The following is a 22,037-nucleotide window of genomic DNA, read 5'->3' as shown; positions in this document are numbered from 1 at the left end:
AGCACGTCCCATTTATTTTTTGAAATTCATACAATTGCTAGGATAACATTTTCGAACAATACAGACAACATAAAACCATTTATGTAAGCGCATTTAAAAATCGACATCTTGTTTTTTTGAAAAAGTTCACTATTTTGCCATAAATAATAGCCTAATTTTGTAAAAAATGAAATAAGCTGACCTTTTAGGCAGCTCATTGTCTTCGTTTAGCTTTTTAATTTTTTGTCCTGCTATCAATCGACAGTACCAGTTGCAATTTTCAGGGCTGTTTCTAATTCTTCTGTGTATTTTTCTTTGGCTGTATCATCCCATTTTAATTTTTCGGCCATATATTCTATTACTTGTTTTTTATAGCTGTGGACATCACTAATATTGAAAAGAACCGAACCAGTTCTCCTTGTAAAGAAATCTATTGGTGTTGCAGCCATTTCACATTGAATTGAATACACTAGCTTTGCAAACAACTGGTTTGGAATGCCGTATTTTAACGCATCATTTTTATTCTCCAATAGTAAATCATAAGCCTCATCAACATTGGAACCATACATGAGAGCTAACTGTTCTGACTCTAATGAAGTAAGTCCTTTTTCGATACCCTTAGCTGTTTTTTCAATGGTATAAGCAGGATAATTGTCCGATCCTCCTACATGGCCACCAGAGATAGGCAAATTCTTTGTTTTACAGTTTTGATAACTGATACTTTGTTCCTTCCCTAGACTTACTGATATTCGATCAACAATGGCCTCTGCCATTTTTCGATAACCCGTTAATTTTCCTCCAGCTATCGTAAGCAAACCAGTTTTAGACTCCCAAATTTCATCCTTACGTGATATTTCCGATGCAGCCTTTCCTTCCTCATAAATGAGCGGTCGTAACCCAGCCCAGCTTGACTCAATGTCATCTTCGGTGATTGCCACCTTAGGAAACATATATTGAATTGATTTGATTAAGTATTCTCGATCGTTATTAGTAATGAAAGGCTGGAGCTTATCTTGATTATAAAAAGTATCCGTTGTGCCAACATAAGTTTTTCCTTCACGAGGGATAGCGAATACCATCCTTCCATCAGGGGTGTCAAAATAAATGGATTGCTTCAAGGGAAAACGGCTTTGATCTATTACAAGATGGACACCTTTGGTTAATTGCAGGGTTTTCCCATTTTTAGAATGATCGAGTTCACGCACTTCTTCCACCCATGGACCCGCAGCATTAATAATTTTTTTAGCACAAATCTGATATTTTTCTCCTGTTAACTGATCCTCAACAATGACACCGGCAACCATTTGATTTTTATAAACAAAGTTAACGACCTTTGTATAATTTATTGGAGCTGCGCCGAATCGATATGCCTCTTTTATTATTTCAACTGTCAAACGAGCGTCATCCGTACGATATTCAACATAGCAGCCGCTCCCCATTAAGCCTTCCTTCTTCAATAATGGTGCTTTTTCTAATGTTTGTTCTTTTGTTAACATGGTTCTTCGCTCAATACTTTTTACCCCTGCTAGAAAATCATAAAGTCTTAACCCTATCGATGTGCTCAGCCTTCCAAAGGTTCCTCCTCTATAAATCGGAAGTAACATCCATACAGGTTCTGTTACATGAGGACCGTTTTCATAAACAATTGCTCTTTCTTTACCAACTTCAGCTACCATTTTCACTTCAAATTGTTTTAAATAACGAAGTCCGCCATGAATCAATTTGGTTGAACGGCTTGATGTACCAGCAGCAAAATCCTGCATTTCAACTAGTGCTGTTTTCATACCTCTAGTTGCTGCATCTAGTGTAATCCCTGCACCAGTAATCCCCCCGCCAATAACTAGAACATCAAATTCCATATTTTTCAGGTTATCAATCATTTCATTTCTATTTATGTTAGAAAATTTCATCACTTTTCCTCCTAAATAGAAAAAGACTACCAATTTTATTTAAATGTCATCGCAGCCTTCACGGCCTTTCTCCAGCCATTGTATAGGCAGTCACGCTGGTCTACTGCCATTTTCGGTATGAATTTTCTATCGATTTCCCATTGCTTTGATATTTCTTCCTGACTTTCCCAGAATCCTACTGCAAGGCCAGCTAAATAGGCTGCTCCAAGCGCTGTTGTTTCACTTACTTTCGTCCTTTCAACTGGTACATTTAAAATATCACTTTGGAATTGCATTAACAAATTATTTTTTACGGCACCACCGTCTACGCGAAGTGTTTTCAGTTGTATTAAGGAATCTGATTCCATAGCTGAAAGTACGTCTTTGGTTTGATAGGCTAATGATTCAAGAGTGGCCCTGATAAAATGCTCCTTCGTTGTGCCTCTTGTTAAGCCAAAAACAGCACCTCGTACATCACTATCCCAGTAGGGTGTCCCCAAGCCAACAAATGCAGGAACGTCTCCAAAGAAATCCCCCTATTCACTATATGGTTTATTTTCTATTAATAAAACTAGATGGGTAATTCTAATTTTAGCTTCTAGGCTCTTCCAAATATTGAAATAATACATCTCCACCCCGCTGGCCTATGCCGCGAAAATGTTTAAAGTCATCCCTTTTAACAAGGAACTGACGAAATTCCATAAAGTCTTCCTTCTTAACATAGTATTCTGAAATTTCACCTGATTTAAGTTTTTCTAAAATATCGATCACATATTGTTCCTGCATATTCTTCATCACCTCTTTTTACATTTTATAGTAAGATTCATGATAATAGTCAACAATTGCACCTTATTCCCATGAAAATAAGGCTAGAAATGAAAACGATTGCAATTTTTACAAATAATTAACTAAATTGTCAAATAAAATCCTTTACGAAACTATAAAAGTAGTGCAAACTGTTATGTAAATAAGTATATACAATTTGTCAAGTAAAGGGAGAGAGACTTATGAAAAAAGCAGAAGTTGGAAATATCATTGAATTCCGTGGCGGATTAAAAGGGATTGTAGAAAAGGTAAATGAAAATTCTGTCATAGTCGACCTGACATTAATGGATAATTATCGTGATCTAGAATTGGATCAGCGGACAGTTGTCAACCATAAAAATTATAAGATAGTAAAAGAAAGCGCTTATTAATTTCATAACTTTGTAGATTAGGCAGCCAATGGCTGCCTTTTATTTACTTATCCTGTCCAGCTTCTTTTAATAACTGGTCTTTTGATTTTACTTTTCCATGAGGATTTTGGTCTTGTTTACGAACAGTCCATTCCCGCTCTTGTTGACTTTTAGATTTGCTCATCGTCCTGCCTCCTTTCCATTTCACCTTACTATTTTTTTCAATTTCTTCATTCTTATTAGTGGAATCATTCAAAAGTGTGAATGTAATCATTTCCTTTCATAATTCTTTTTTGTTAAAATAAATTTTATTGTTAGAAAGGAGGTAATCGATACTTGATAAATCGTTATTTTGATCCTCGGCTGATTACTGGGTTAATCATTTCCCATGCTCTTATGTATTTCACTTTTTATGACCGGGCAATATTCTGGTATATATTCACTGGCTCACTCCTTGTTTTAATCACTTATGCGATGTTTCAAGAAGCTGTTGATGATGAAGCATCATTTTTTAAATATCTCTCTATAGGTACAGTAACAGGATTAATCCTCTATTTAGTATTTTGGATGGGGATTCAAGCCTTTGACCTTCTAAATCTGCCTTTTGGAAATAGTGTTAATAAACTTTATCGCTGGTTTGCTCCTGAATTATTTTGGCAATACCTCGCACTAATTTTAGTGGCAGCTCCTGGTGAAGAACTCTTTTGGCGCGGGTTTGTTCAAAAAAGACTGCTTCACTACTTCGGACCATTACCGAGTATTTTTATTGGTTCAATGCTTTATGCTTCCGTTCATGTTTATTCAGGTACACTAATGTTAATGCTTGCAGCATTCCTGTCAGGGCTTATGTGGGGTGCACTATATTTATGGAAGAGAAGTATGCCATTAGTCATTGTTTCCCATATTGTTTTTGACATTATGATTTTTATTATTTTACCGTTAAAATAGGAAAAGCACCTGTCTAAAGTAATGGACAATGCTTTTCCTATTTTTATGATTTATTTACCTTATCGTTTAGAGGTTTCATCCATAAAAGGACAAAAAAGATAAGACTAATATAGCCAAACAATGGGTAAAGATTAGACAAAAGTTTACTATAGTCAATAAGACTGATGATATAAGAAACGATAAAGATAAAAGAAATCGTTATGAAAGTAGGAACATTAACAAATTGTTTTAACTGACGATCGAGTCCAAAAACATTTCCAATGACTGAAGTGAAGATTTCCCCATAAATAACAAGGACAAATATCCAATAAAAAAAAGGTGCTATCTGCTTCATAATTATCGCCATTGGTATCTCATAAATTTCTAAGTTTGGCAGCATAATCAATGTAAAATGGCTTGAAATTAAAATGACAGTTAATGCTGTCCCTCCTAAAATCCCTCCCCATTTGATGGTCCAATCATCCTTAATTTCATTTGCAATCGGAACTAGCACAGCTTGTGCCAAAGCAAGGTTTAAAGCTGTATAAGAAAAAGGTGCTAAGATACTTTTCCAACCATCTTCTGCATGGGGTACAAATAATAAGTGATTTAAAAAATCTGGCTGTTTAATAGAAAGTGTCATTAACATAAGACTGAAGCAAATCATAATGGGAACCACAAATGAATTGACTGCAAATAGCCCCTTTGTACCAACAAGCATAACTAAAAAAGATAAAAAAATAGTTATAAACACTCCTAAATTCTTAGAGAAACCTAATTGTTCCTCAAACACCGCTCCTGCACCTGCAAGCATTACTGCACTTACTCCTAATAACATAAAAAGCATGATTATATTAATACCCCTGCCTGCCCATTTCCCAAACAAGTGTACATTAAATTCCTGATACGAAACGGCATTAATCCGAGCAGCAATTCTCATCAACTTTGACCCTAATACGATAAGGAGGTAGCCGCTCAATAAAATACTTAAAAACCCAATGAAGCCAAACCGTGAGAAAAACTCAACGATTTCTCTTCCTGTAGCAAATCCCGCACCGACAACTGTACCAACGTAGACTGCGGCGATTTGGAAAGCTGCTGACCAATTTCTTTTCACCTCATCTCCCCCTTAAATACAATATATGAGCGAGGGGACAAACAAAGACGAGCTTTTTTATAATGAGTACAAATTCTCCTTTGAAGATATTACCATAAGCAGACTACTTGAAAGTCAAAAAAGGTCAAAGTATACTATTTGCATAAGGTCAAATATAGTCAAAGTCAAAAATATCTATTTTATTTTAGGAGGGTTTATTTTATGCTTTGTCAATTGTGTAAAGAAAACCAAGCCACTGTTCAATTAAAACTAAACTTTAACGGATCTCACAGTGATATGAAGCTGTGTCATGAATGTTATGCTGCTAATAAAAATAAAATCAATCCTGGGTTTGTACCTAAAATGAGTTACTTCCCTGGTTTTCCTTTAGAAGATTTATTTTTGAATATGAAGCCTAATGAAACGATCCAGCCAAAGAGCCAGCAGCAGGCTGGCGAGCGTAAGGGAGGTGGCCTTATTGATCAATTTGGGCGAAATCTAACCCATATGGCCAAAGCCGGTCTGATTGACCCCGTGATTGGCCGTGATGAAGAGGTTAAAAGGATTATTGAAATATTGAATCGCCGTAATAAAAATAATCCGGTGTTAATTGGTGAACCTGGTGTCGGGAAAACCGCTATCGCTGAAGGTCTAGCAATGAAAATTGTCGATGGACTAGTGCCAGCTAAATTAAAAAATAAAGAAGTTTATTTGCTAGATGTTGCTTCTTTAGTCACCAACACAGGTATTCGCGGTCAGTTTGAAGAAAGAATGAAGCAATTGATTGCAGAATTACAGGAGCGTAAAAATATTATCCTGTTCATTGATGAAATTCATCTACTAGTGGGGGCTGGTTCAGCTGAAGGGTCTATGGACGCCGGTAATATCTTAAAACCAGCTCTCGCACGAGGTGAACTTCAGCTAGTAGGTGCAACTACTTTGAAGGAATACCGTCAAATTGAAAAAGATGCTGCTTTAGAACGTCGTTTCCAGCCCGTTCAGGTTACAGAACCAACAGCCGAGGAAGCCATTGAAATTTTAAAAGGAATAAAGAAAAAATATGAGGACTTTCATGAAGTAAGCTATTCTGATGCTGCACTAAAAGCATGTGTTCAGTTGTCACACCGTTATATCCAAGATCGTTTCCTGCCGGATAAAGCTATTGACTTACTGGATGAAGCAGGTTCTAAATTAAACCTATCTTCAGATGGTAATGGCAAGGAGCAGATTGAGAACCGAATAAAAGAAATATCCCTTCAAAAAGAATCGGCTCTTAAAAATGAAAACTATGAACTAGCAGCAACACTTCGTGACGAAGAAGCTAAGCTAGAAAAGTCATTAAATGAAACATCTGAATTCAGTAGACCTGTTATCGAGATATCACATATCCAAGAAATTATTGAACAAAAGACCGGTATTCCTGTTGGTAAATTACAAGAAGATGAGCAGCAAAAGATGAAATACCTTGAAGAAAGTCTAAATATAAAAGTCATCGGTCAGAAAAAAGCTGTTGAAAAGGTGGCAAAGGCCATAAGGAGAAGCCGTGCCGGCTTGAAATCAAAGAATCGTCCGATTGGCTCTTTCCTTTTTGTCGGTCCAACGGGGGTTGGTAAAACAGAGCTCTCCAAAACACTCGCCGAAGAATTGTTTGGTTCAACTGAAGCAATGATTCGACTCGATATGAGTGAGTACATGGAAAAACACAGCATTTCGAAACTAATCGGTTCACCGCCAGGCTATGTAGGTCATGACGAAGCTGGGCAACTAACTGAAAAAGTACGAAGGAATCCATACAGTATTATTTTATTAGATGAAATTGAGAAAGCCCATCCAGATGTCCAGCATATGTTTTTGCAGATTCTCGAGGACGGGCGTCTAACAGACAGTCAAGGAAGAACCGTTAGCTTTAAGGACTCTGTTATTATCATGACTAGCAATGCTGGGGTAGGACACAAAACCGTTCATGTTGGTTTCGGTACGAATGAGGCAATAGCAGAAACTTCTATCTTAGATTCACTGGGCAGCTTCTTCAAGCCAGAGTTTTTAAACCGTTTTGATAGTATTATAGAATTTAACTCCCTTAATAAAGAACATATCATGCAAATAGTTGATTTAATGATAAATGATTTACAGGAAACCCTAAAAGAACAAAATATTGAATTTACTATTACCCTAGAAGCAAAAGAAAAACTAGCAGAGTTAGGCTATCATCCAGCATTTGGTGCACGTCCGCTTCGCAGAGTGATTCAAGAGCATATAGAGGATAGAATCGCAGACTTTATTCTAGATCAGCCTGGGGAAGATCATTTATCCGCTATCGTCGAAGATGGTCATCTGAAAGTAACTTCAGGAAATATAGAAGTTTATTAATAAGGAAAGCGAAGCCTTTGTGGCTTCGCTTTTCATTTATGATTATAACTTTTGGTCCTCAACAGAATTTAACCAAACCTCTATTTCGCCAACAACAGATTGTACACAGCCATCCTCAAAAGGTGAGATTAGATTAGCTTCTTTCACAAGTCTTGTAAATGACATACTGCCACCAAGCTTGCAAAGATTTACATAATCAATCCAAGCCTCTTTTTGGTTTTCTCTCGAACGTTTCCAAAATTGGAAGGCACAGATTTGTGCTAAGGTATAATCAATATAATAGAAAGGTGAGTTGAAAATATGTCCTTGACGCTGCCAGAAACCACCATTCTCTAAATAAGTATTCCCGTCATACTCTTTATGAGGTAAATATTTCTTTTCAATTTCGCGCCATTGCTGCTTTCGTTCCTGCGGTGACGCTTCCCAATTTTCATATACCCAGTGTTGGAATTCGTCAACAGAAACACCATACGGCAGGAATAATAAAGCATCACTTAAATGTGAAAATTTATATTTATCGGTATCTTCCTTAAAGAATAAATCCATCCATGGCCAAGTAAAAAATTCCATACTCATCGAATGAATTTCACAAGCCTCGTAAGTTGGCCAATAATATTCAGGGATTTCAAAATTCCTGCTTGAATAAATCTGGAAGGCATGCCCTGCTTCATGTGTAAGCACATCAATATCCCCAGAAGTCCCATTAAAATTTGAAAAAATAAACGGAGCTTTGTAGTTTTCAATGAATGTACAATAACCTCCACCAGCTTTACCCTTCTTTGCCACAAGGTCCATTAGGTTGTTATCCTGCATAAATTGGAAGAACTCTCCTGTTTCCTTTGAAAGATCTTCATACATTTTTTGTCCGTTTTCAATAATCCATTCAGGACTGCCCTTTGGTACTGCATTGCCTGTTTGATATTTGAAGCCTTCATCATAATATTTTAATTTATCCACGCCAATTCGTTCCTGTTGCCGCGCTTTTAAAGAGGTTGCAATTGGAACAATAAAATCCTTCACCTGCTGACGGAAATTCGCCACCATCTCAGAATTGTAGTCTGTTCTCATCATTCGGTTGTAGCCAAGCTCAACAAAATTTTCATACCCCAACGCATGGGCAATTTCCGTTCTTACTTTAACAAGATCATCATAAATTCGGTCGAAATCTGCCTCATGCTCAGCTAAAAATCCAAATTTCGCTTCATTTGCACGCTTTCTCATTTCCCTATCAGTTGATTCAGTAAAAGGCTCTAATTGCGCAAGGGTGCGTTCTTCCCCTTCAAAAATAATTTTTGCTGATGCAATAAGTTTTGTATACTGTGTTGAAAGTCGATTTTCTTTTTGTAATAAAGGAACTATCTCCGGTTTAAAGGTCTTTAATTGTCCTTCAGCTAAGGCAAATAATTGTTTGCCCCATTTAGCTTCTAATTCGTTGCGAAACTTGGACAGAACAAGTGCCTGATAATATTTAGTAACCAGCCCCTCAATTTCCGGCTGCATTTCATCCATATAATCTTGCTCTGCTTTATAAAATTCATCGTTAGTGTCAACTGAATGGCGAATATAGCAGAGATTGAACATTGTGCCAATATCATTTCTAATTTCATTTACTTCGTTCATCGCCAAGCTTTGCTCTTCTACTGAATTTGCATTTTTAAATTTTTCTATTGCACCCTCAAATCGCCCTGTAATACTTTCTAGGTTGGGACGGGTATATGTATACTCTTCAAATCTCATTGAAACATCCCCTTTAGCTATAAATTTCAACTATATTCAATTCAACACTATCCATTAATATTCCTTTAAAAAGAAAAAAATACGGCATGAGCCGTATTAAAATTTCCCTGCTGGCAATCCAAGTTTTTTCAACAATTCAATCGCATCCTGTTTTTCAGAATCTGTCAAACTAGACATTAGTGAATGGATCTGCTGCGCATGTTCTGGGAAAACCTCTTGAATAAAGTCTTTCCCTTTATCTGTAATTTGTGCAAATGTAACACGTCGGTCATTTGGACAAGCTATCCTAATCAACAGTCCCTTTTGTTCCAATTTATCAACAACATAGGTGATACTGCCGCTTGCAAGTAAAATTTTCCCGCCAATCTGCTGCATTGGCTGATCACCTTTGTGATATAAAAGCTCTAATACGGCAAATTCAGTCGGGTTCAAGCCACTTGCTTGAATCACTTTATTAACATGTTCATTAATCGCCTTATATGCTCTTGAGAGAACAATAAATAGCTTCAACGATTGAGATACTGAATCATTTTCCATAAAAACTCATCCTTTTTATTAAGCTTCCGCTTTTCTTATTGTCTAGCTGCAGCGCCAAGGCGCTTCCGCTTTTCTTATTATCTCGACTTCAAGATTATTATAAGAAAATTTTGAGTTGATGTCAATTTAACCTATTCTTACAATCGGTACTGTCCACTTAATTATATTTAATTATTCCGAACTTTGAAACAATCCGTTTCTCATTTTTACAGATTTTATGTAAGATAAGGTTATTAAAAGATTGATATAATATAAACGAGGTGAAATATGAGTCAACCAGCAGCAGTAACAGCAAAAGCACCAAAAACATCAGACGCAACAATGTTTAATATTCTTTTTATCATCGGGCTTTGTCATTTACTTAATGATGCCATACAAGCTGTTGTCCCAGCTATGTTTCCAATTCTAGAAAAATCAATGGGGTTATCCTTTACTCAACTTGGAATTATTGCCTTTTCCTTAAATATGGTTTCGTCTGTGCTACAGCCAGTAGTTGGATTCGTCACAGATAAAAGACCAATGCCCTTCGTACTACCAATAGGACTTACCTTAACATTGGGTGGTGTTCTTGGAATGGCGTTTGCCCCTTCCTTCGGTATGATCGTTCTTTCAGTCATTTTTATTGGACTTGGGTCAGCTGTTTTCCATCCTGAAGGATCAAGGGTAGCCTATATGGCCGCAGGGAAGCGAAGAGGACTGGCACAATCCATTTATCAAGTGGGCGGTAATACGGGGCAGGCATTAGCTCCACTAATCACAGCACTCATCCTTGTCCCACTCGGACAGCAAGGTGCTTCATGGTTTTCGCTTGTTGCTGCATTGGCAGTATTGTTATTAATCTACATCGCTAATTGGTATAAACAGAGATTAGTTGAAAACCTGCCTTTAATAAAAAAGAAAAATTCAATGTCATCTAATAAAACTGGTCTTTCAAAAAAGGTTAAACAATCACTATTTTTAATTCTATTACTGATATTTGCAAGATCATGGTATATATCGGGAATGACTAATTTTTACGCTTTTTTTGCTATAGAAGAATACTCCCTGACGATTAAGGAATCACAGCTTTTCCTATTTGCGTTTTTAATTGCTGGCGCCTTTGGTACTTTTTTTGGCGGCCCGCTGGCTGACCGATTCGGGAAGAAAAAATTAATATCTATTTCCATGTTACTGACTATACCATTTTCTATTCTTATTCCTTTTGTACCATCTTTTATTGCATTTATCTTTCTTACGCTTACAGGATTTATTTTAATGACCAATTTTTCAGTTACGGTGGTGTTTGCACAAGAGCTTGTACCTGGGAAAATCGGGACAATGTCTGGACTAACCGTTGGACTCGCCTTTGGTATGGGGGCTATCGGTTCCGTAGGACTTGGATTTATAGCAGATTTATTTAGTATGTCTGCCATGGTTTCTTCGATTGGTTTTCTGCCATTGCTTGGATTATTGGCCTTCCTTCTTCCAAGTGATCAAATGGTCCAAAAATGGAATCATGAGAATTAGAAAAAGGATGGGTTGGCCCCATCCTTATTTTATTTCTTGAATTTTTTGGTAAAGCTCTTCTTTTTCATCATCTGATAGCATACGCTCTGCCATAGGGAAGAGGACATTTTCTTCTTTAGCAAAGTGCTCCGTTAAAATGGAGTAAGCATTCTTAACTAATTCAGCTAAGTTTTTCTTTTCCTCCACTGTTTGGTTGCTATCAGCTTTTTCTAGAAATTCGTGAATTTTTGCCTTCGCTTGATCATGTTCATATTCCATAACAGCAATCGGTCCAGAGGTTGTGCCTATATATACACCCATCATTGGAAATAGAACTCCTTCTTCCCGTTCTGAATGTGGATCGAGTGCTGCCTTAAATTCATTAACCTTCATGATCAATTCTGCAAAGGTATTATCACTAGTAGAATCCTCTTCGATTTGCTTGGTTAATTTGAATAATCCCTCTAATTGTGTTATTAACGGAGGATGCTCTGACTTTAATTGATTTAGTCCTTTACTTAGTTCTACAGGAGCCATTCCTCCAAAACTGCTCATACAGCCACTCATCTGCATACACCTCTTATTCATTAACTTGTTTTTAGTATAAAAGTATGTCATTTAAAATGTTGTGACACCGGTCACATCTATACAAATTAAGGAAAATGATATGAAGGCGCTTTTAATTTTCGAAAAATTTTAACATTTACCATCAAAAAATCTCATAAACTAGCATATAATATAGTTAGAACTAAAAAGGGAGGGCAAGAACATGAAAACCCCTAATTATCATGACTTTTATCAAAAGGCGTTGATACCAATCGGTTTCAATGACCTACTGGCAATAAAGGAATACGAATCTTATGATATTGATTCACCTTCTACACATTGGCTCATTGCTGTTGAAGGAGTGCAGCTCCCACAGGCAAAGATATACTATCATTGGAAGGTAAGTATCTATCACTCTAATTATGATGGTGATTTTAATTGGAAGAGACCTTTCTATTGTTCTCCAATTATGAATTCTATGGATCGTGCACATGAGCTTGCATGCTCATTGGCTGCAACAAGTAAACTAGATCAGCTTTCCACCTTAAACCTACAAGAAAAAATTAGTTAAGCCTCAAAAAAATATCCCCTTCTGCTTCACCTTCTTTTTACCCTCACTTGTGAATAAACCTACAAATAGTGAAATCAAATTACATATGAATAAAAACAGGTGCTGCTCGCAACCGCAAGCAACACCTTTAATATTATGCTAGACGGAACACAATTCCATGTCCACCCTTTGGATATTCCCATTTGATATTTTGGTACGGGCAGCCTATACGGCAGCTGCCGCATTCGTGACAGCCCTCATAACCGACCTGCATCCTTAAACCTTCCCACTTGTATACTTCAGCTGGACAGAAAATGGTACAAATTTTATCTGGGCATTTTGTGGCACAAATATCATCATCCATTACGGTTAAATGTGACTTCGTATCAGCTTTAAAACGAAGAAGGTACTGTTTTTCTTCGATATTCTTAGTTGACATTATTTCACCGCCTTCCAAGCTCGATAAATATCTTGAATTACCTTAATCGTTCCTCTTTCTGATGTTACACTCTTCATAATTTCCTTTTGTTTATCCCGTTTCGGTGTTCCATCTACAGTGAAGAATTTGCTCATCGCTTTATTCATCATCGGAACATACTCTTTAAAATATTGCGGATTATTCTCAAATGTATGTGTTGCGTCTTTATATTTCTCTAAATCTTTGATTATGAAGCTATCATAAAGCTTTTGACGGTAGAGATTTAAGCTGGATTCCGAGAAATCTCCACGGTACTTCGCCTCAATTACAGTTTCAGCGGCCAATAAGCCGGAGTGCATCGCCATGTTTGAACCTTCACGATGAATCGCATTAACAAGCTGTGCAGCGTCTCCTACAACCACTACACCATTACCAGCTACTTTTGGTACCGAGCGATATCCACCTTCAGGAATCAGGTGTGCTAGATACTCTGCAGACTCCCCACCTGCGAGCATTGGTTTTACCATTGGGTGTGTTTTTAAGTAGTCTAATAGGTCATAAGGCTTCAATTTTGCTTTTATCATACTGGATAGGGTTGTACCTACCCCGATATTCAAACTGTCCTTATTCGTGTATAGAAACGCTGTCCCTAGATTTCCTTTTGTTGAATCACCAAAAATCTCAATTGTACAACCTTGGTTATCTTCTAAGTTAAAACGATCATTAATTTTTTCTTTAGGTAAATTGATTACTTCCATTACCGTTAAGGCCACTTCATCGGGACGGAATTCTTTATGGAAGCCCAACTGCTTGGAGAGCAGGGAGTTTACTCCATCCGCAAGGACAACAACATCCGCATAAACTTCGCCATTTGGACGGTCAGTGCGAATGCCAATTACCTTTCCGTTCTCAACAATACACTCCGTTACAACGGTTTCATTGATTAAAAGAGCACCTGCTTCAACAGCTTTTTTTGCAAACCATTGGTCAAATTGCGCTCGTAATACCGTAAAGTTATTATATGGTTCAACACCCCATTCAAGACCTTTGTAACCAAATTGTACGACAGATTCCTTATCCATCATCCAAAAACGCTGCTCAATAACTGGTCTCTCAAGTGGAGCTTCTTTCCAAAACTCTGGAATCAACTCTTCCATTTGCTTCCGATATAGTACACCGCCCATTACGTTTTTGCTTCCAGGATATTCTCCTCTTTCAATAAGCAATACGTTTAAGCCTTTTTGGGCGCAAACTAGTGCACATGAAGTCCCAGCAGGACCTGCCCCTACGACAATAACATCAAATTTTTCTGGCATAGCTCATTTCACCGCCCTTTTCATTCCGTAGCTGTTTAAATTGCTCGATAAGTTTAGGTACAATTTCCAATGCATCTCCTACTATTCCATATGTTGCCACATCAAAAATTGGAGCATTTGGATCCTTGTTAATGGCGATGATTAAATCAGAGTTTTTCATACCGACCACATGCTGGATTGCTCCTGACAAGGCAATCGCGAAATAAATTTTAGGCGTTACCGTCTCACCTGTCTGACCAATTTGAAGCTCGTGAGGCAGCCAGCCTGCTTCAACCACATCACGTGTACCTCCAACTGTTGCACCAATTGTATCTGCAAGTTCATAGAGGATCTGGAAATTCTGCACGTCTCCCATCCCTTTTCCTCCGCAGACAATCACATGTGCATCAGCCAAATTCGCCTTTTTTGTTACGTCATTCACAATTTGCAGCACTTTTGTCCGCATATTTTCTTCTTTGAGATCTATGCTTTCTTCGATAATCTTCCCTGCTTTGCCTGAATCTGGCTCAAGTGCCTTCATTACTTTCGGTCTAACGGTTGCCATTTGCGGGCGATGCTTTTTACAGAGAATCGTTGCCATGATATTACCGCCAAATGCTGGACGGCTCGCTTCTAGCAAACGGCTATCTACATCCACATCGAGCATAGTTGTATCAGCTGTCAAACCGGTGACTAAATCTGTCGCCACAGCACTTGCTAAATCTTTGCCATTGGGTGTTGCTCCGTATAAAATAATTTCCGGCTTATATTTTTCTACTAGCAGCATAACCCCCTGCATATACGATTCTGTCCGATATTGCTTTAACACAGGATGGTCTACCATGTAAACTTCATCTGCACCGTAAGCAATCACTTGCTTTGCTAATGGTTTAACTTCACTTCCTAGTAAAAAACCTGCCAGTGGAACTTGTAATTTGTCAGCAAGCTTTCGTCCTGCTCCAAGGAGCTCTAAAGAAACTCCCTCAATTTTTCCGTCATTTTGCTCAATGAAAATCCAGACACCACGGTATTCATCAAAATTCATGTAAACCCCTCCCACGTCAAAAAAAATAATCTTTATTGTTTAGATGCCTGTAATGTTAATACCTCTTTTTTCTCCATCAAGATATCCACGAGTTGTTTAACTTGCTCATCCGCAGAACCTTCGATTTTTTTCCCGCCTTCAGGACGTGGAGGTGTAAACATTTTTCCAACAATGGTTGGCGAGCCTTTAAGGCCAAGCTGGGAACGATCAACATTTTCAAAATCATTTACAGTCCAAATTACTGGTTCATATCTAGCTGCTTGTATCATATTTGGCATTGGTGAATATTCTATGTGATTAATTTCTTTTTCAACCGTTAACAAACAAGGTAATTCAGCCTGTATTAGTTCATAGCCGCTCGATAATTTTCTTTTGATTAAGACTGTTTTTTCTTTTAAATTGACTTCAGAGACTTCAATTACATTCGTTATAGGCGGAATATCCAACCTTCTAGCAATACCTGGTCCAACTTGGCCTGTATCTCCATCGATTGCGTGCTTACCGCAAATGACCATATCGACTGGGAGTTCCTTATTGATTTTTTCTAATGCTTTAGATAGGGCATAACTCGTCGCAAGTGTATCAGCACCTGCAAAGGCACGATCGGTAATCAAATATCCGCGATCTGCACCAATCTCAATACTTTTTTTAATAACAGCTGTTGCCTGCGGTGGCCCCATCGACAAAACTGAGATTGTACCTCCATTCTTATCCCTTATGCTTACTGCTTCTTGTACAGCATGAGCATCGTATGGATTTAAAATGGCTGGTGCGCTGCGTCGGTCGAGTGTGTTTGTTTTCGGATTAATCTTTATGATTTTTGTATCTGGTACTTGTTTGACACATACGACAATGTGCATGTAGGACATTCCCTCCCCCATATTGGCTATGTTTGTTTGAAAGCGTTTGCCTTCCTTGGTTATAAAAAATGCCATATTACGATATATGACTCGTAACACAAGCATATTACCAAACAATGATAGATTTCTTTTTTCAAAATTGATAAATTATAGGATTGAGGTAAATTCTAGAAGTATAAGATTTGATGGATATCGTGATGTGAGTGAGTATTTTTAAAAAATAGTGTTAATTTAACTATAAGAAATATTCAAAAATAAACAATGATAAAAATCACAGTTTCTGTCTAATCATGTAGATAATTTAATTTACACTATTCATACAGATGAAAGTTGAGGCTAGAGAATTGTGGAAGTGTTTGTAGGAAGCGTACTTTCTGCTTTATCAACAGGTGCAGGAGCTCTAATCATTCTTTTTATTAATCAATCAGTCACACACCGGTGGATGGATATGTTATTAGCATTTAGTGCTGGAATTATGATGGCTGCCTCAACAATAGGGCTAATCCCTGAGGCATTAAAATTGGGTGGTTTTGTCTCACTTGCAATGGGAGTATTCTTGGGGGTTTTGGCATTAACAACTCTGGAAAAAAGGATTCCTCATATAGACTTGGAACATAATCAGTATGGAATTCATTTTGATGAAAAGGCATTGTTGATCATTGCAGCCATTACTCTGCATAATATTCCTGAAGGCTTGTCAGTCGGTGTCAGCTATGCTTCACAAACAGAGGATACGGGGAATTTGATCGCGCTGGCAATTGGTTTTCAGAATGCGCCAGAAGGCCTTCTTGTTGCTCTCTTTTTAGTTAATCAAAAAATCAGCAAATTTAAGGCCTTCTTTCTTGCAACCCTAACAGGTGCAATTGAGATTGTTACATCCTTCATGGGATTTTATTTAACCTCATTTGTTCAAGGGCTTGTCCCATATGGTCTTTCATTTGCAGCCGGTGCGATGTTGTTTATTATTTATAAAGAGTTAATCCCAGAAAGCCATGGTGATGGCAATGAGAGGGTCTCTACTTATGCTTTTATTACCGGTCTTTTAGTGATGGTTCTCATCATTGATATCTTCTAAGACTTTATTCAGGTGATTTCCTTAAACACATACCTTCGGCCAAATCATAATCATTTGATTAAAAGCAAGCTTTATTTCTTCATTTGGTCTTGAGAAATGCTGGGAAGCTTTTTGATACTCATTTATTAAGATATCAAGCTCCTGGCTGTATTTAATTGTTTCTTCACTTGTAAATCCTTGTGTATTCGCACAATTTATCATCATTGCACGTTTAATTTTTATTGCATTAAGCATCTCAGAAGGGCTATTACCTGACATATACAATTTCTCCACCTACTCCTACTCTTTTGCACTAAACCGCTAAAAAAATTGGTTACTTGATGAATTATGACAAGATTTAAGGCAAAAGTAAACACTTTCGCAAAAGTAGACAAAACAAGCATTTTACCCTATTTTTCGACAAAATTCATGTCTTTTTTTCTACTTTTACGACAATTTCCATACCTTTTTAGTGGAGTTTTAGTAAATATATTTACTAAAACTCCACTAAAAAACTGGCTGTCTAATCAGCCAGTTTAAATATATTATTAATGAATTTCTTCTTTCTCGTAGATTGGTACCCAGCCCTCTGTTGTAACAAAAATTCGAAGCGCTACTACTTTACGATCTTCTTCTAATGTAAAATAATGTCTTGTATTTTCAGGTACAGAAATTAAGTCTCCTGGATTTAGATGAACTTCGAAAAATTCTCCGTCTTTGCCTTGAATAACAAAAACTCCGTGGCCGCTCACAATAAAACGAACTTCATCGTCTGTATGGTGATGTTCATTTTTGAAGTTTGTTAGCAGTGTATCAAGATTTGGAGTATTATCAGATAATGAAATAACATCTTGAGCTTTGTACCCTCGGCGTGCTGAAATATCTGATATTTCTACTGAAAATACCTTTAGGATTTCTTCTTTCTCTTCATCACTCAAAAGATACTTCTCCACTAGTGATTGAGGAAGTTTTGTAATATCCCAATATTCATAAATAACCTCTTGTGACGCTAAAAAACTCGCTACTTCTTCTTTATTAAGAATTTGTTCTTCTCTACTTTGAAATGTAATGTATGCCATTATAAATCCATCCTCTCCTAAGAAATTTAAACTACTTTATTTAATTGGTATTGCTTATGTTCTAATAGTCGTAATTGATATTTAAATAAGAACTCAGAAGCTTCTAGAAATTTTTTTGCCTCGAAAGCATTTCTTCCCCAAACAGTTATTCCGTGATTACGAATTAATACAGCGCCTGAATCTTCATTGATATACTCCGAAAATGCATCTGCGAGGGTAGGAATATGAGCATAGTTTTTGATGATTGGAATCGTCAACACTGCGTCCTCTTCCCACATATTAAAAGCCTTAATCAGTTCCTGACCCTTAAATGTTACCTCCCCTTGGTTCCCATATAGCTCAGAAATCACGTTATTATCAATAGTGTGTACATGAAGACTACAGCCTGCATTCGTTCTTCGGTATATTTCGACGTGAAGCAGCGTTTCTGCAGATGGTCTCAAGTGTGTTTCTTCAACTGCATGCCCAAATTCATTAACCAGCAAAAAGTCCTCTTCTGTTCGTTTGCGTTTATCCTTACCACTTGCAGTTACCAGAAACTGTAGAGGATCATCACTAACCTTAATAGCAAGGTTACCGCTAGTTCCCATAAACCAATCCCGCTCAGCCAGTTCATCTTTTATGTCAGCTAACTCCAGCCATTTTTCCTTTATCATGATGTCCTCTGCACCTCAATTCGATTTTTAATTTCTTCTATACAGTCATGAAAAGTAGTAAATCCTTTATAATTTAAATCCCATTCAGAACATTTTTCTTCTAGGAGATCTCTAGCCAACACAAAATCAGCATGTTTAGCTGCTTCAAGATCGGTGACCGAGTCACCAATTACGATCGTAAAGCATTCTTCATCCTGGTTTATCTTCCGAATAATACTAGGTTTGCAGCAGCCGCATTCGTTTTGACAGTAAGAATCACAAGTATATGGCCAAAGTATTTTTATGTTTTCCCCTGAAAAGTCACTGTGGTTACAATAAATCCCTTCAAAAGGGCCGAACTTTTCAAGAATGGGATATACAAAGAAATCAATTCCACCGCTGACAACATAAAGGGGTATATCTTCGGTTCTAGCAAATTCAACAAATTCAGAAAACCCATCACGAATCTTAGCATTTTCGATCGCAAATTTTGTAATTTCATCTCTTTGGTTACTTGGTAATTCAGAGAATAATTTCCCTACACCCTCACTAATTGAAATTTTCTGCGATAAAATTTGGTCTTTAATTTCAACCCAATTAGCAGGTGCAAATTTTTTCATGATTGCGATGATATTATCACTTTCAGTAATCGTTCCATCAAAATCACAGTAAATGACTGGCCTCATCATTTATACTGACACCTCAGCATTTCCCCATAACTGCAGTGCAGTCTTTAGCTCAGGATACATTTCTGCCCCTTCCACTAATGTCTTTCCTTGAAGATTCACTTCAATAGCTTGTCGGAATGCTAAACCGCCGCCACGCGCACCATTAGGATGACCGTGAACTCCGCCTCCAGCGTTGATCACTGAGTCTATACCGAAATCCCGAATCAGGAGTGGTACCAACCCTGGATGTATTCCTGCAGAAGGGACAGGAAATGAATTTTTTATTGTATCTTTTTTTGTTAATTCTTCTGCAATTGATATTGCTGATGATTTCTCCAATGCCACAGTTCCATATGGTGATGGAAATAATGACAAGTCCGCACCAGCAAGCCGGAGCAGTTTACCTAATAACAAAGAATGTGAAAGACCATAAAACGCAGAGGATGTTAATGCACCACTTACAGCAGGATGAGCCATTAATGGTAAAGCAATTTGGTCGTCTTCACGCAGCTCCTGTAATACATCCAATCCATAAGCAAACACATTAAATAATAACAGGTCCGCTCCAAGCTCCTTCGCTTTCCTCGCTTTGTCCTTTAGCTGGGATGTTCGGCCTGTTAGGTTTACTGCGTACAAAGTACGATGTCCTGTTTGTTCATAGACTTCCTGTAATATTTTATTGCCTGCTGTTATTCTTTTTTCAAAAGGGGTTAATTCATTTTCAAAGAGAATTTCATCATCCTTAACAAAATCAACACCGCCTAGAGCCTGTTGCTTTAGCTGTTCAGTTAGGAAATTCAAGTCCTTACCAAGTACCCCTTTAAAGATGCTCATTAATAACGGACGATTATAAATACCGAGCTTTTCTCTTAATCCTCCAATACCAAATCTAGGACCAGGAAATTTATTTTTTAGTTCATCCTTAAACTGTAAGTCAAGTAATTTTATTTTTCCATCTAATGAAAGTTTTCCAAAAACAGTAGTCAGAATCGCAGGAATATCATCTGAAAAATTGATGGCTGGATAGGCAATATGTATGAGTGACTGTTCCTCTGTTAAACCTTCAGTCGACACCACCCTGCCTTTGTGCTTACGTAATTGACTCTGTTCTAGTTCTGGCAAGTTCGTCCATGAACCGACAGTCAAACCTAAAGCTATTTCCTCTGCTTTTTTTTCAAGATTTTTTTCACCGTGTACTAGGTATGTGGCAATTATTTCAGACAATTTTAATCTTCCTTTCTTCGAAAAACATAAAAAACCTCTTCGCAAAAGAAGAGGTTAGCATCGCAAACTAACATCTTCTCATCTTTCAGCCTTTTTGCTGCAAGATTTAGCACCGTGCTTAACATTGTGTTAAGTCGGTTGCCGGGCTTCATCGGGCTTTTCCCTCCGCCTGCTCTTGATAAGAAAACGATCGTATTATTTACTATTATCACGTTAATAAACTATATTTTGGATTATCCCAAGAATTATATTTTTTGTCAATCTATTTTTTAAAAATTTCCAACTTACTAATTCTTCTCACTGCTTCTTCTAAACGTTCCTCACTTGTGAGTAAACCGACTCGGACATAGCCTTCACCTAGTTCACCAAATGCAATCCCAGGTGCCACTGCAATATGTGCTTGTTCTAGCAGGATGTCAGCAAATTCAGTAGAGGTTAGTCCCTCAGGAACTTTTAGCCAAGCAAAAAACGATCCCTTTGGAGCCGTAACATCCCAGCCCAGCGAACAGAGCCCCTCAATCAAGACATTTCTTCTGCGCTCATAAAGATTATTTAAATCTCGAACACAATCCTGCGGACCTGTTAATGCTTCAGCGGCAGCTTCCTGAATACCGCCAAAAATACTGCAATAGAGATGGTCTTGAATAAGCTCAATCGCTGAAATAACACTGCTATTGCCTACAGCGAAGCCGACACGCCAGCCTGCCATGTTATAGGTTTTAGACAGAGTATATATTTCAATACCAACTTCTTTTGCCCCATCAATTTGTAAAAAGCTCAATGGCTTTTCCTCATCAAATCCTATTGCACCGTAAGCAAAATCATGAACAACACAAATATCATGCTGGTTTGCAAGATGAACAGTTTCCTCAAAGAACTCCTTAGTTGCTGCTGCCCCTGTTGGGTTGTTAGGATAATTAAGGAACATTAATTTTGCCTTTTCTATTGCCTCAGAAGGTAATTCACTAAAGTCAGGCAGAAAATTATTTGTTTCACGGAGAGGCATCGTTACCATTTCCGCCTTTGCCAGCGCTACCCCAGATAAGTAATCTGGATATCCTGGATCTGGTACAAGAATTGTATCACCAGGATTTAAAAGGCATTGTGGTATTTCCACCAATCCAGCCTTACCGCCAAACAAAATCGCCACTTCGTTATCAGGATTAAGGGTAACACCATACTCTCTTTGATAAAAGTCAGCTGCAGCCTGTTTTAAGTAGGTATGACCTTGAAAAGGAGAATACTTATGATTCACAGGATTAGCCGCTGCTTCCTGCATTTTTTTTACAATATGATTTGGAGTGGCCTGATCAGGGTTCCCTTGACCTAAATTAATAACATCATAGCCCTCTTCAATGTATTTCCCTACCTTTTTTACTAAAGAAGCAAAAAACTGCTTCGGAAGATTATTTAATATTTGCGATGTTGGAAATTGTTTCATCTTGTCACCTGCTTAATTTATTTCATT

At 37.6% G+C, this 22,037-nt stretch carries 23 protein-coding genes, 1 pseudogene and 1 riboswitch; of the genes and pseudogenes, 6 read left to right on the top strand and 18 right to left on the bottom strand.

Translation table 11 applies throughout. From position 1 onward, the window contains the following. Window positions 1-233: 233 nt before the first annotated feature. The 3 genes and pseudogenes from ACY3XC_RS08125 to ACY3XC_RS08115 all read right to left on the bottom strand — a co-directional run bounded on the left by ACY3XC_RS08125 (window position 234) and on the right by ACY3XC_RS08115 (window position 2,654). Window positions 234-1,889, bottom strand: a complete 1,656-nt coding sequence (locus ACY3XC_RS08125; protein ID WP_464868128.1) for a glycerol-3-phosphate dehydrogenase/oxidase — start codon at window positions 1,887-1,889, stop codon at window positions 234-236. Window positions 1,890-1,924: 35 nt separating this feature from the next. After that, window positions 1,925-2,386, bottom strand: a pseudogene (locus ACY3XC_RS08120) (FGGY-family carbohydrate kinase); the annotation flags it as partial. 73 nt (window positions 2,387-2,459) lie between these two features. Continuing rightward, window positions 2,460-2,654 carry a hypothetical protein gene (locus tag ACY3XC_RS08115; protein ID WP_179158433.1) on the bottom strand — a complete coding sequence of 65 codons (195 nt, stop codon included), beginning with the start codon at window positions 2,652-2,654 and terminating at the stop codon, window positions 2,460-2,462. Between the two features lie 221 nt (window positions 2,655-2,875). Here ACY3XC_RS08115 and ACY3XC_RS08110 point away from each other — a divergent pair, with 221 nt between their 5' ends. Beyond that, window positions 2,876-3,064: a YkvS family protein gene (locus ACY3XC_RS08110; RefSeq protein WP_090758199.1), complete on the top strand. Its 189-nt coding sequence runs from the start codon at window positions 2,876-2,878 to the stop codon at window positions 3,062-3,064. Between the two features lie 43 nt (window positions 3,065-3,107). On the opposite strand, the gene ACY3XC_RS08105 is transcribed toward ACY3XC_RS08110, so the two are convergent. Then, a complete protein-coding gene (locus ACY3XC_RS08105) occupies window positions 3,108-3,227 on the bottom strand; it encodes a DUF6254 family protein (protein WP_221820470.1) in 120 nt (39 codons plus the stop codon). Between the two features lie 152 nt (window positions 3,228-3,379). Between ACY3XC_RS08105 and ACY3XC_RS08100 the strand changes: the two genes are divergently transcribed. Continuing rightward, window positions 3,380-3,991 carry a lysostaphin resistance A-like protein gene (locus tag ACY3XC_RS08100; protein ID WP_464868127.1) on the top strand — a complete coding sequence of 204 codons (612 nt, stop codon included), beginning with the start codon at window positions 3,380-3,382 and terminating at the stop codon, window positions 3,989-3,991. A gap of 43 nt (window positions 3,992-4,034) precedes the next feature. Here ACY3XC_RS08100 and ACY3XC_RS08095 read toward each other — a convergent pair whose 3' ends face one another. Next, the gene (locus tag ACY3XC_RS08095) at window positions 4,035-5,087 is read right to left on the bottom strand and encodes a YkvI family membrane protein (RefSeq protein ID WP_464868126.1); all 1,053 of its coding nucleotides are present in this window, start codon (window positions 5,085-5,087) and stop codon (window positions 4,035-4,037) included. 201 nt (window positions 5,088-5,288) lie between these two features. Between ACY3XC_RS08095 and ACY3XC_RS08090 the strand changes: the two genes are divergently transcribed. Further along, window positions 5,289-7,436 (top strand): ATP-dependent Clp protease ATP-binding subunit, encoded by a 2,148-nt coding sequence (locus tag ACY3XC_RS08090; protein ID WP_464868125.1) that lies wholly within the window; start codon window positions 5,289-5,291, stop codon window positions 7,434-7,436. A gap of 42 nt (window positions 7,437-7,478) precedes the next feature. On the opposite strand, the gene ACY3XC_RS08085 is transcribed toward ACY3XC_RS08090, so the two are convergent. Both ACY3XC_RS08085 and ACY3XC_RS08080 read right to left on the bottom strand, forming a co-directional pair. After that, on the bottom strand, window positions 7,479-9,173 hold the full coding sequence (locus ACY3XC_RS08085) for a M3 family oligoendopeptidase (protein WP_464868124.1): 1,695 nt from the start codon (window positions 9,171-9,173) through the stop codon (window positions 7,479-7,481). 96 nt (window positions 9,174-9,269) lie between these two features. After that, complete coding sequence (locus ACY3XC_RS08080) at window positions 9,270-9,710, bottom strand: MarR family winged helix-turn-helix transcriptional regulator (RefSeq protein WP_464868123.1); 441 nt, start codon at window positions 9,708-9,710, stop codon at window positions 9,270-9,272. Between the two features lie 267 nt (window positions 9,711-9,977). On the opposite strand from ACY3XC_RS08080, the gene ACY3XC_RS08075 reads away from it, so the two are divergent. Next, window positions 9,978-11,216 (top strand): MFS transporter, encoded by a 1,239-nt coding sequence (locus tag ACY3XC_RS08075; RefSeq protein ID WP_464868122.1) that lies wholly within the window; start codon window positions 9,978-9,980, stop codon window positions 11,214-11,216. A 24-nt stretch (window positions 11,217-11,240) separates the two neighbouring features. On the opposite strand, the gene ACY3XC_RS08070 is transcribed toward ACY3XC_RS08075, so the two are convergent. Next, window positions 11,241-11,768 (bottom strand): hemerythrin domain-containing protein, encoded by a 528-nt coding sequence (locus ACY3XC_RS08070; RefSeq protein WP_464868121.1) that lies wholly within the window; start codon window positions 11,766-11,768, stop codon window positions 11,241-11,243. 196 nt (window positions 11,769-11,964) lie between these two features. On the opposite strand from ACY3XC_RS08070, the gene ACY3XC_RS08065 reads away from it, so the two are divergent. Further along, window positions 11,965-12,312, top strand: a complete 348-nt coding sequence (locus tag ACY3XC_RS08065; protein WP_464868120.1) for a hypothetical protein — start codon at window positions 11,965-11,967, stop codon at window positions 12,310-12,312. Between the two features lie 133 nt (window positions 12,313-12,445). On the opposite strand, the gene ACY3XC_RS08060 is transcribed toward ACY3XC_RS08065, so the two are convergent. Genes ACY3XC_RS08060 through ACY3XC_RS08045 form a run of 4 tightly spaced genes read right to left on the bottom strand, consistent with a single transcriptional unit; the run spans window position 12,446 to window position 15,909 of the window. Continuing rightward, window positions 12,446-12,730 (bottom strand): ferredoxin family protein, encoded by a 285-nt coding sequence (locus ACY3XC_RS08060; RefSeq protein WP_075685099.1) that lies wholly within the window; start codon window positions 12,728-12,730, stop codon window positions 12,446-12,448. Then, a complete protein-coding gene (locus ACY3XC_RS08055) occupies window positions 12,730-14,025 on the bottom strand; it encodes an FAD-dependent oxidoreductase (RefSeq protein WP_133369543.1) in 1,296 nt (431 codons plus the stop codon). The genes ACY3XC_RS08060 and ACY3XC_RS08055 overlap by 1 nt, the downstream gene beginning before the upstream one ends. Next, complete coding sequence (locus tag ACY3XC_RS08050; RefSeq protein WP_179158426.1) at window positions 14,009-15,049, bottom strand: electron transfer flavoprotein subunit alpha/FixB family protein; 1,041 nt, start codon at window positions 15,047-15,049, stop codon at window positions 14,009-14,011. The genes ACY3XC_RS08055 and ACY3XC_RS08050 overlap by 17 nt, the downstream gene beginning before the upstream one ends. A gap of 32 nt (window positions 15,050-15,081) precedes the next feature. Continuing rightward, on the bottom strand, window positions 15,082-15,909 hold the full coding sequence (locus tag ACY3XC_RS08045) for an electron transfer flavoprotein subunit beta/FixA family protein (RefSeq protein ID WP_179158498.1): 828 nt from the start codon (window positions 15,907-15,909) through the stop codon (window positions 15,082-15,084). A 343-nt stretch (window positions 15,910-16,252) separates the two neighbouring features. Between ACY3XC_RS08045 and ACY3XC_RS08040 the strand changes: the two genes are divergently transcribed. Then, window positions 16,253-16,984: a ZIP family metal transporter gene (locus ACY3XC_RS08040; RefSeq protein ID WP_464868419.1), complete on the top strand. Its 732-nt coding sequence runs from the start codon at window positions 16,253-16,255 to the stop codon at window positions 16,982-16,984. Window positions 16,985-17,005: 21 nt separating this feature from the next. Here the strand turns inward: ACY3XC_RS08040 and ACY3XC_RS08035 are convergent, their stop codons facing one another. The 6 genes from ACY3XC_RS08035 to ACY3XC_RS08010 all read right to left on the bottom strand — a co-directional run bounded on the left by ACY3XC_RS08035 (window position 17,006) and on the right by ACY3XC_RS08010 (window position 22,010). After that, entirely contained in the window at window positions 17,006-17,242 is a 237-nt protein-coding gene (locus ACY3XC_RS08035) for an aspartyl-phosphate phosphatase Spo0E family protein (RefSeq protein ID WP_464868119.1), read from the bottom strand. A gap of 269 nt (window positions 17,243-17,511) precedes the next feature. Next, complete coding sequence (locus ACY3XC_RS08030) at window positions 17,512-18,042, bottom strand: 1,2-dihydroxy-3-keto-5-methylthiopentene dioxygenase (RefSeq protein WP_464868118.1); 531 nt, start codon at window positions 18,040-18,042, stop codon at window positions 17,512-17,514. Between the two features lie 26 nt (window positions 18,043-18,068). Next, window positions 18,069-18,698 (bottom strand): methylthioribulose 1-phosphate dehydratase, encoded by a 630-nt coding sequence (locus tag ACY3XC_RS08025; protein ID WP_464868117.1) that lies wholly within the window; start codon window positions 18,696-18,698, stop codon window positions 18,069-18,071. Then, window positions 18,695-19,366 (bottom strand): 2-hydroxy-3-keto-5-methylthiopentenyl-1-phosphate phosphatase, encoded by a 672-nt coding sequence (locus tag ACY3XC_RS08020; RefSeq protein ID WP_464868116.1) that lies wholly within the window; start codon window positions 19,364-19,366, stop codon window positions 18,695-18,697. Before ACY3XC_RS08020 ends, ACY3XC_RS08025 begins: the two co-directional genes overlap by 4 nt. After that, window positions 19,367-20,569, bottom strand: coding sequence for a 2,3-diketo-5-methylthiopentyl-1-phosphate enolase (mtnW, locus tag ACY3XC_RS08015; protein ID WP_464868115.1), 1,203 nt, complete (start codon window positions 20,567-20,569; stop codon window positions 19,367-19,369). A 75-nt stretch (window positions 20,570-20,644) separates the two neighbouring features. Continuing rightward, window positions 20,645-20,754: riboswitch (SAM riboswitch) on the bottom strand. A 77-nt stretch (window positions 20,755-20,831) separates the two neighbouring features. Then, window positions 20,832-22,010 (bottom strand): aminotransferase class I/II-fold pyridoxal phosphate-dependent enzyme, encoded by a 1,179-nt coding sequence (locus ACY3XC_RS08010; protein WP_464868114.1) that lies wholly within the window; start codon window positions 22,008-22,010, stop codon window positions 20,832-20,834. Between the last annotated feature and the right edge of the window lie 27 nt (window positions 22,011-22,037).

Source organism: Bacillus sp. CZDM1 (genome assembly GCF_055502545.1).
The sequence above is the reverse complement of the archived record's forward strand: the minus strand, read 5'-3'. Positions and strand labels throughout refer to the sequence as shown.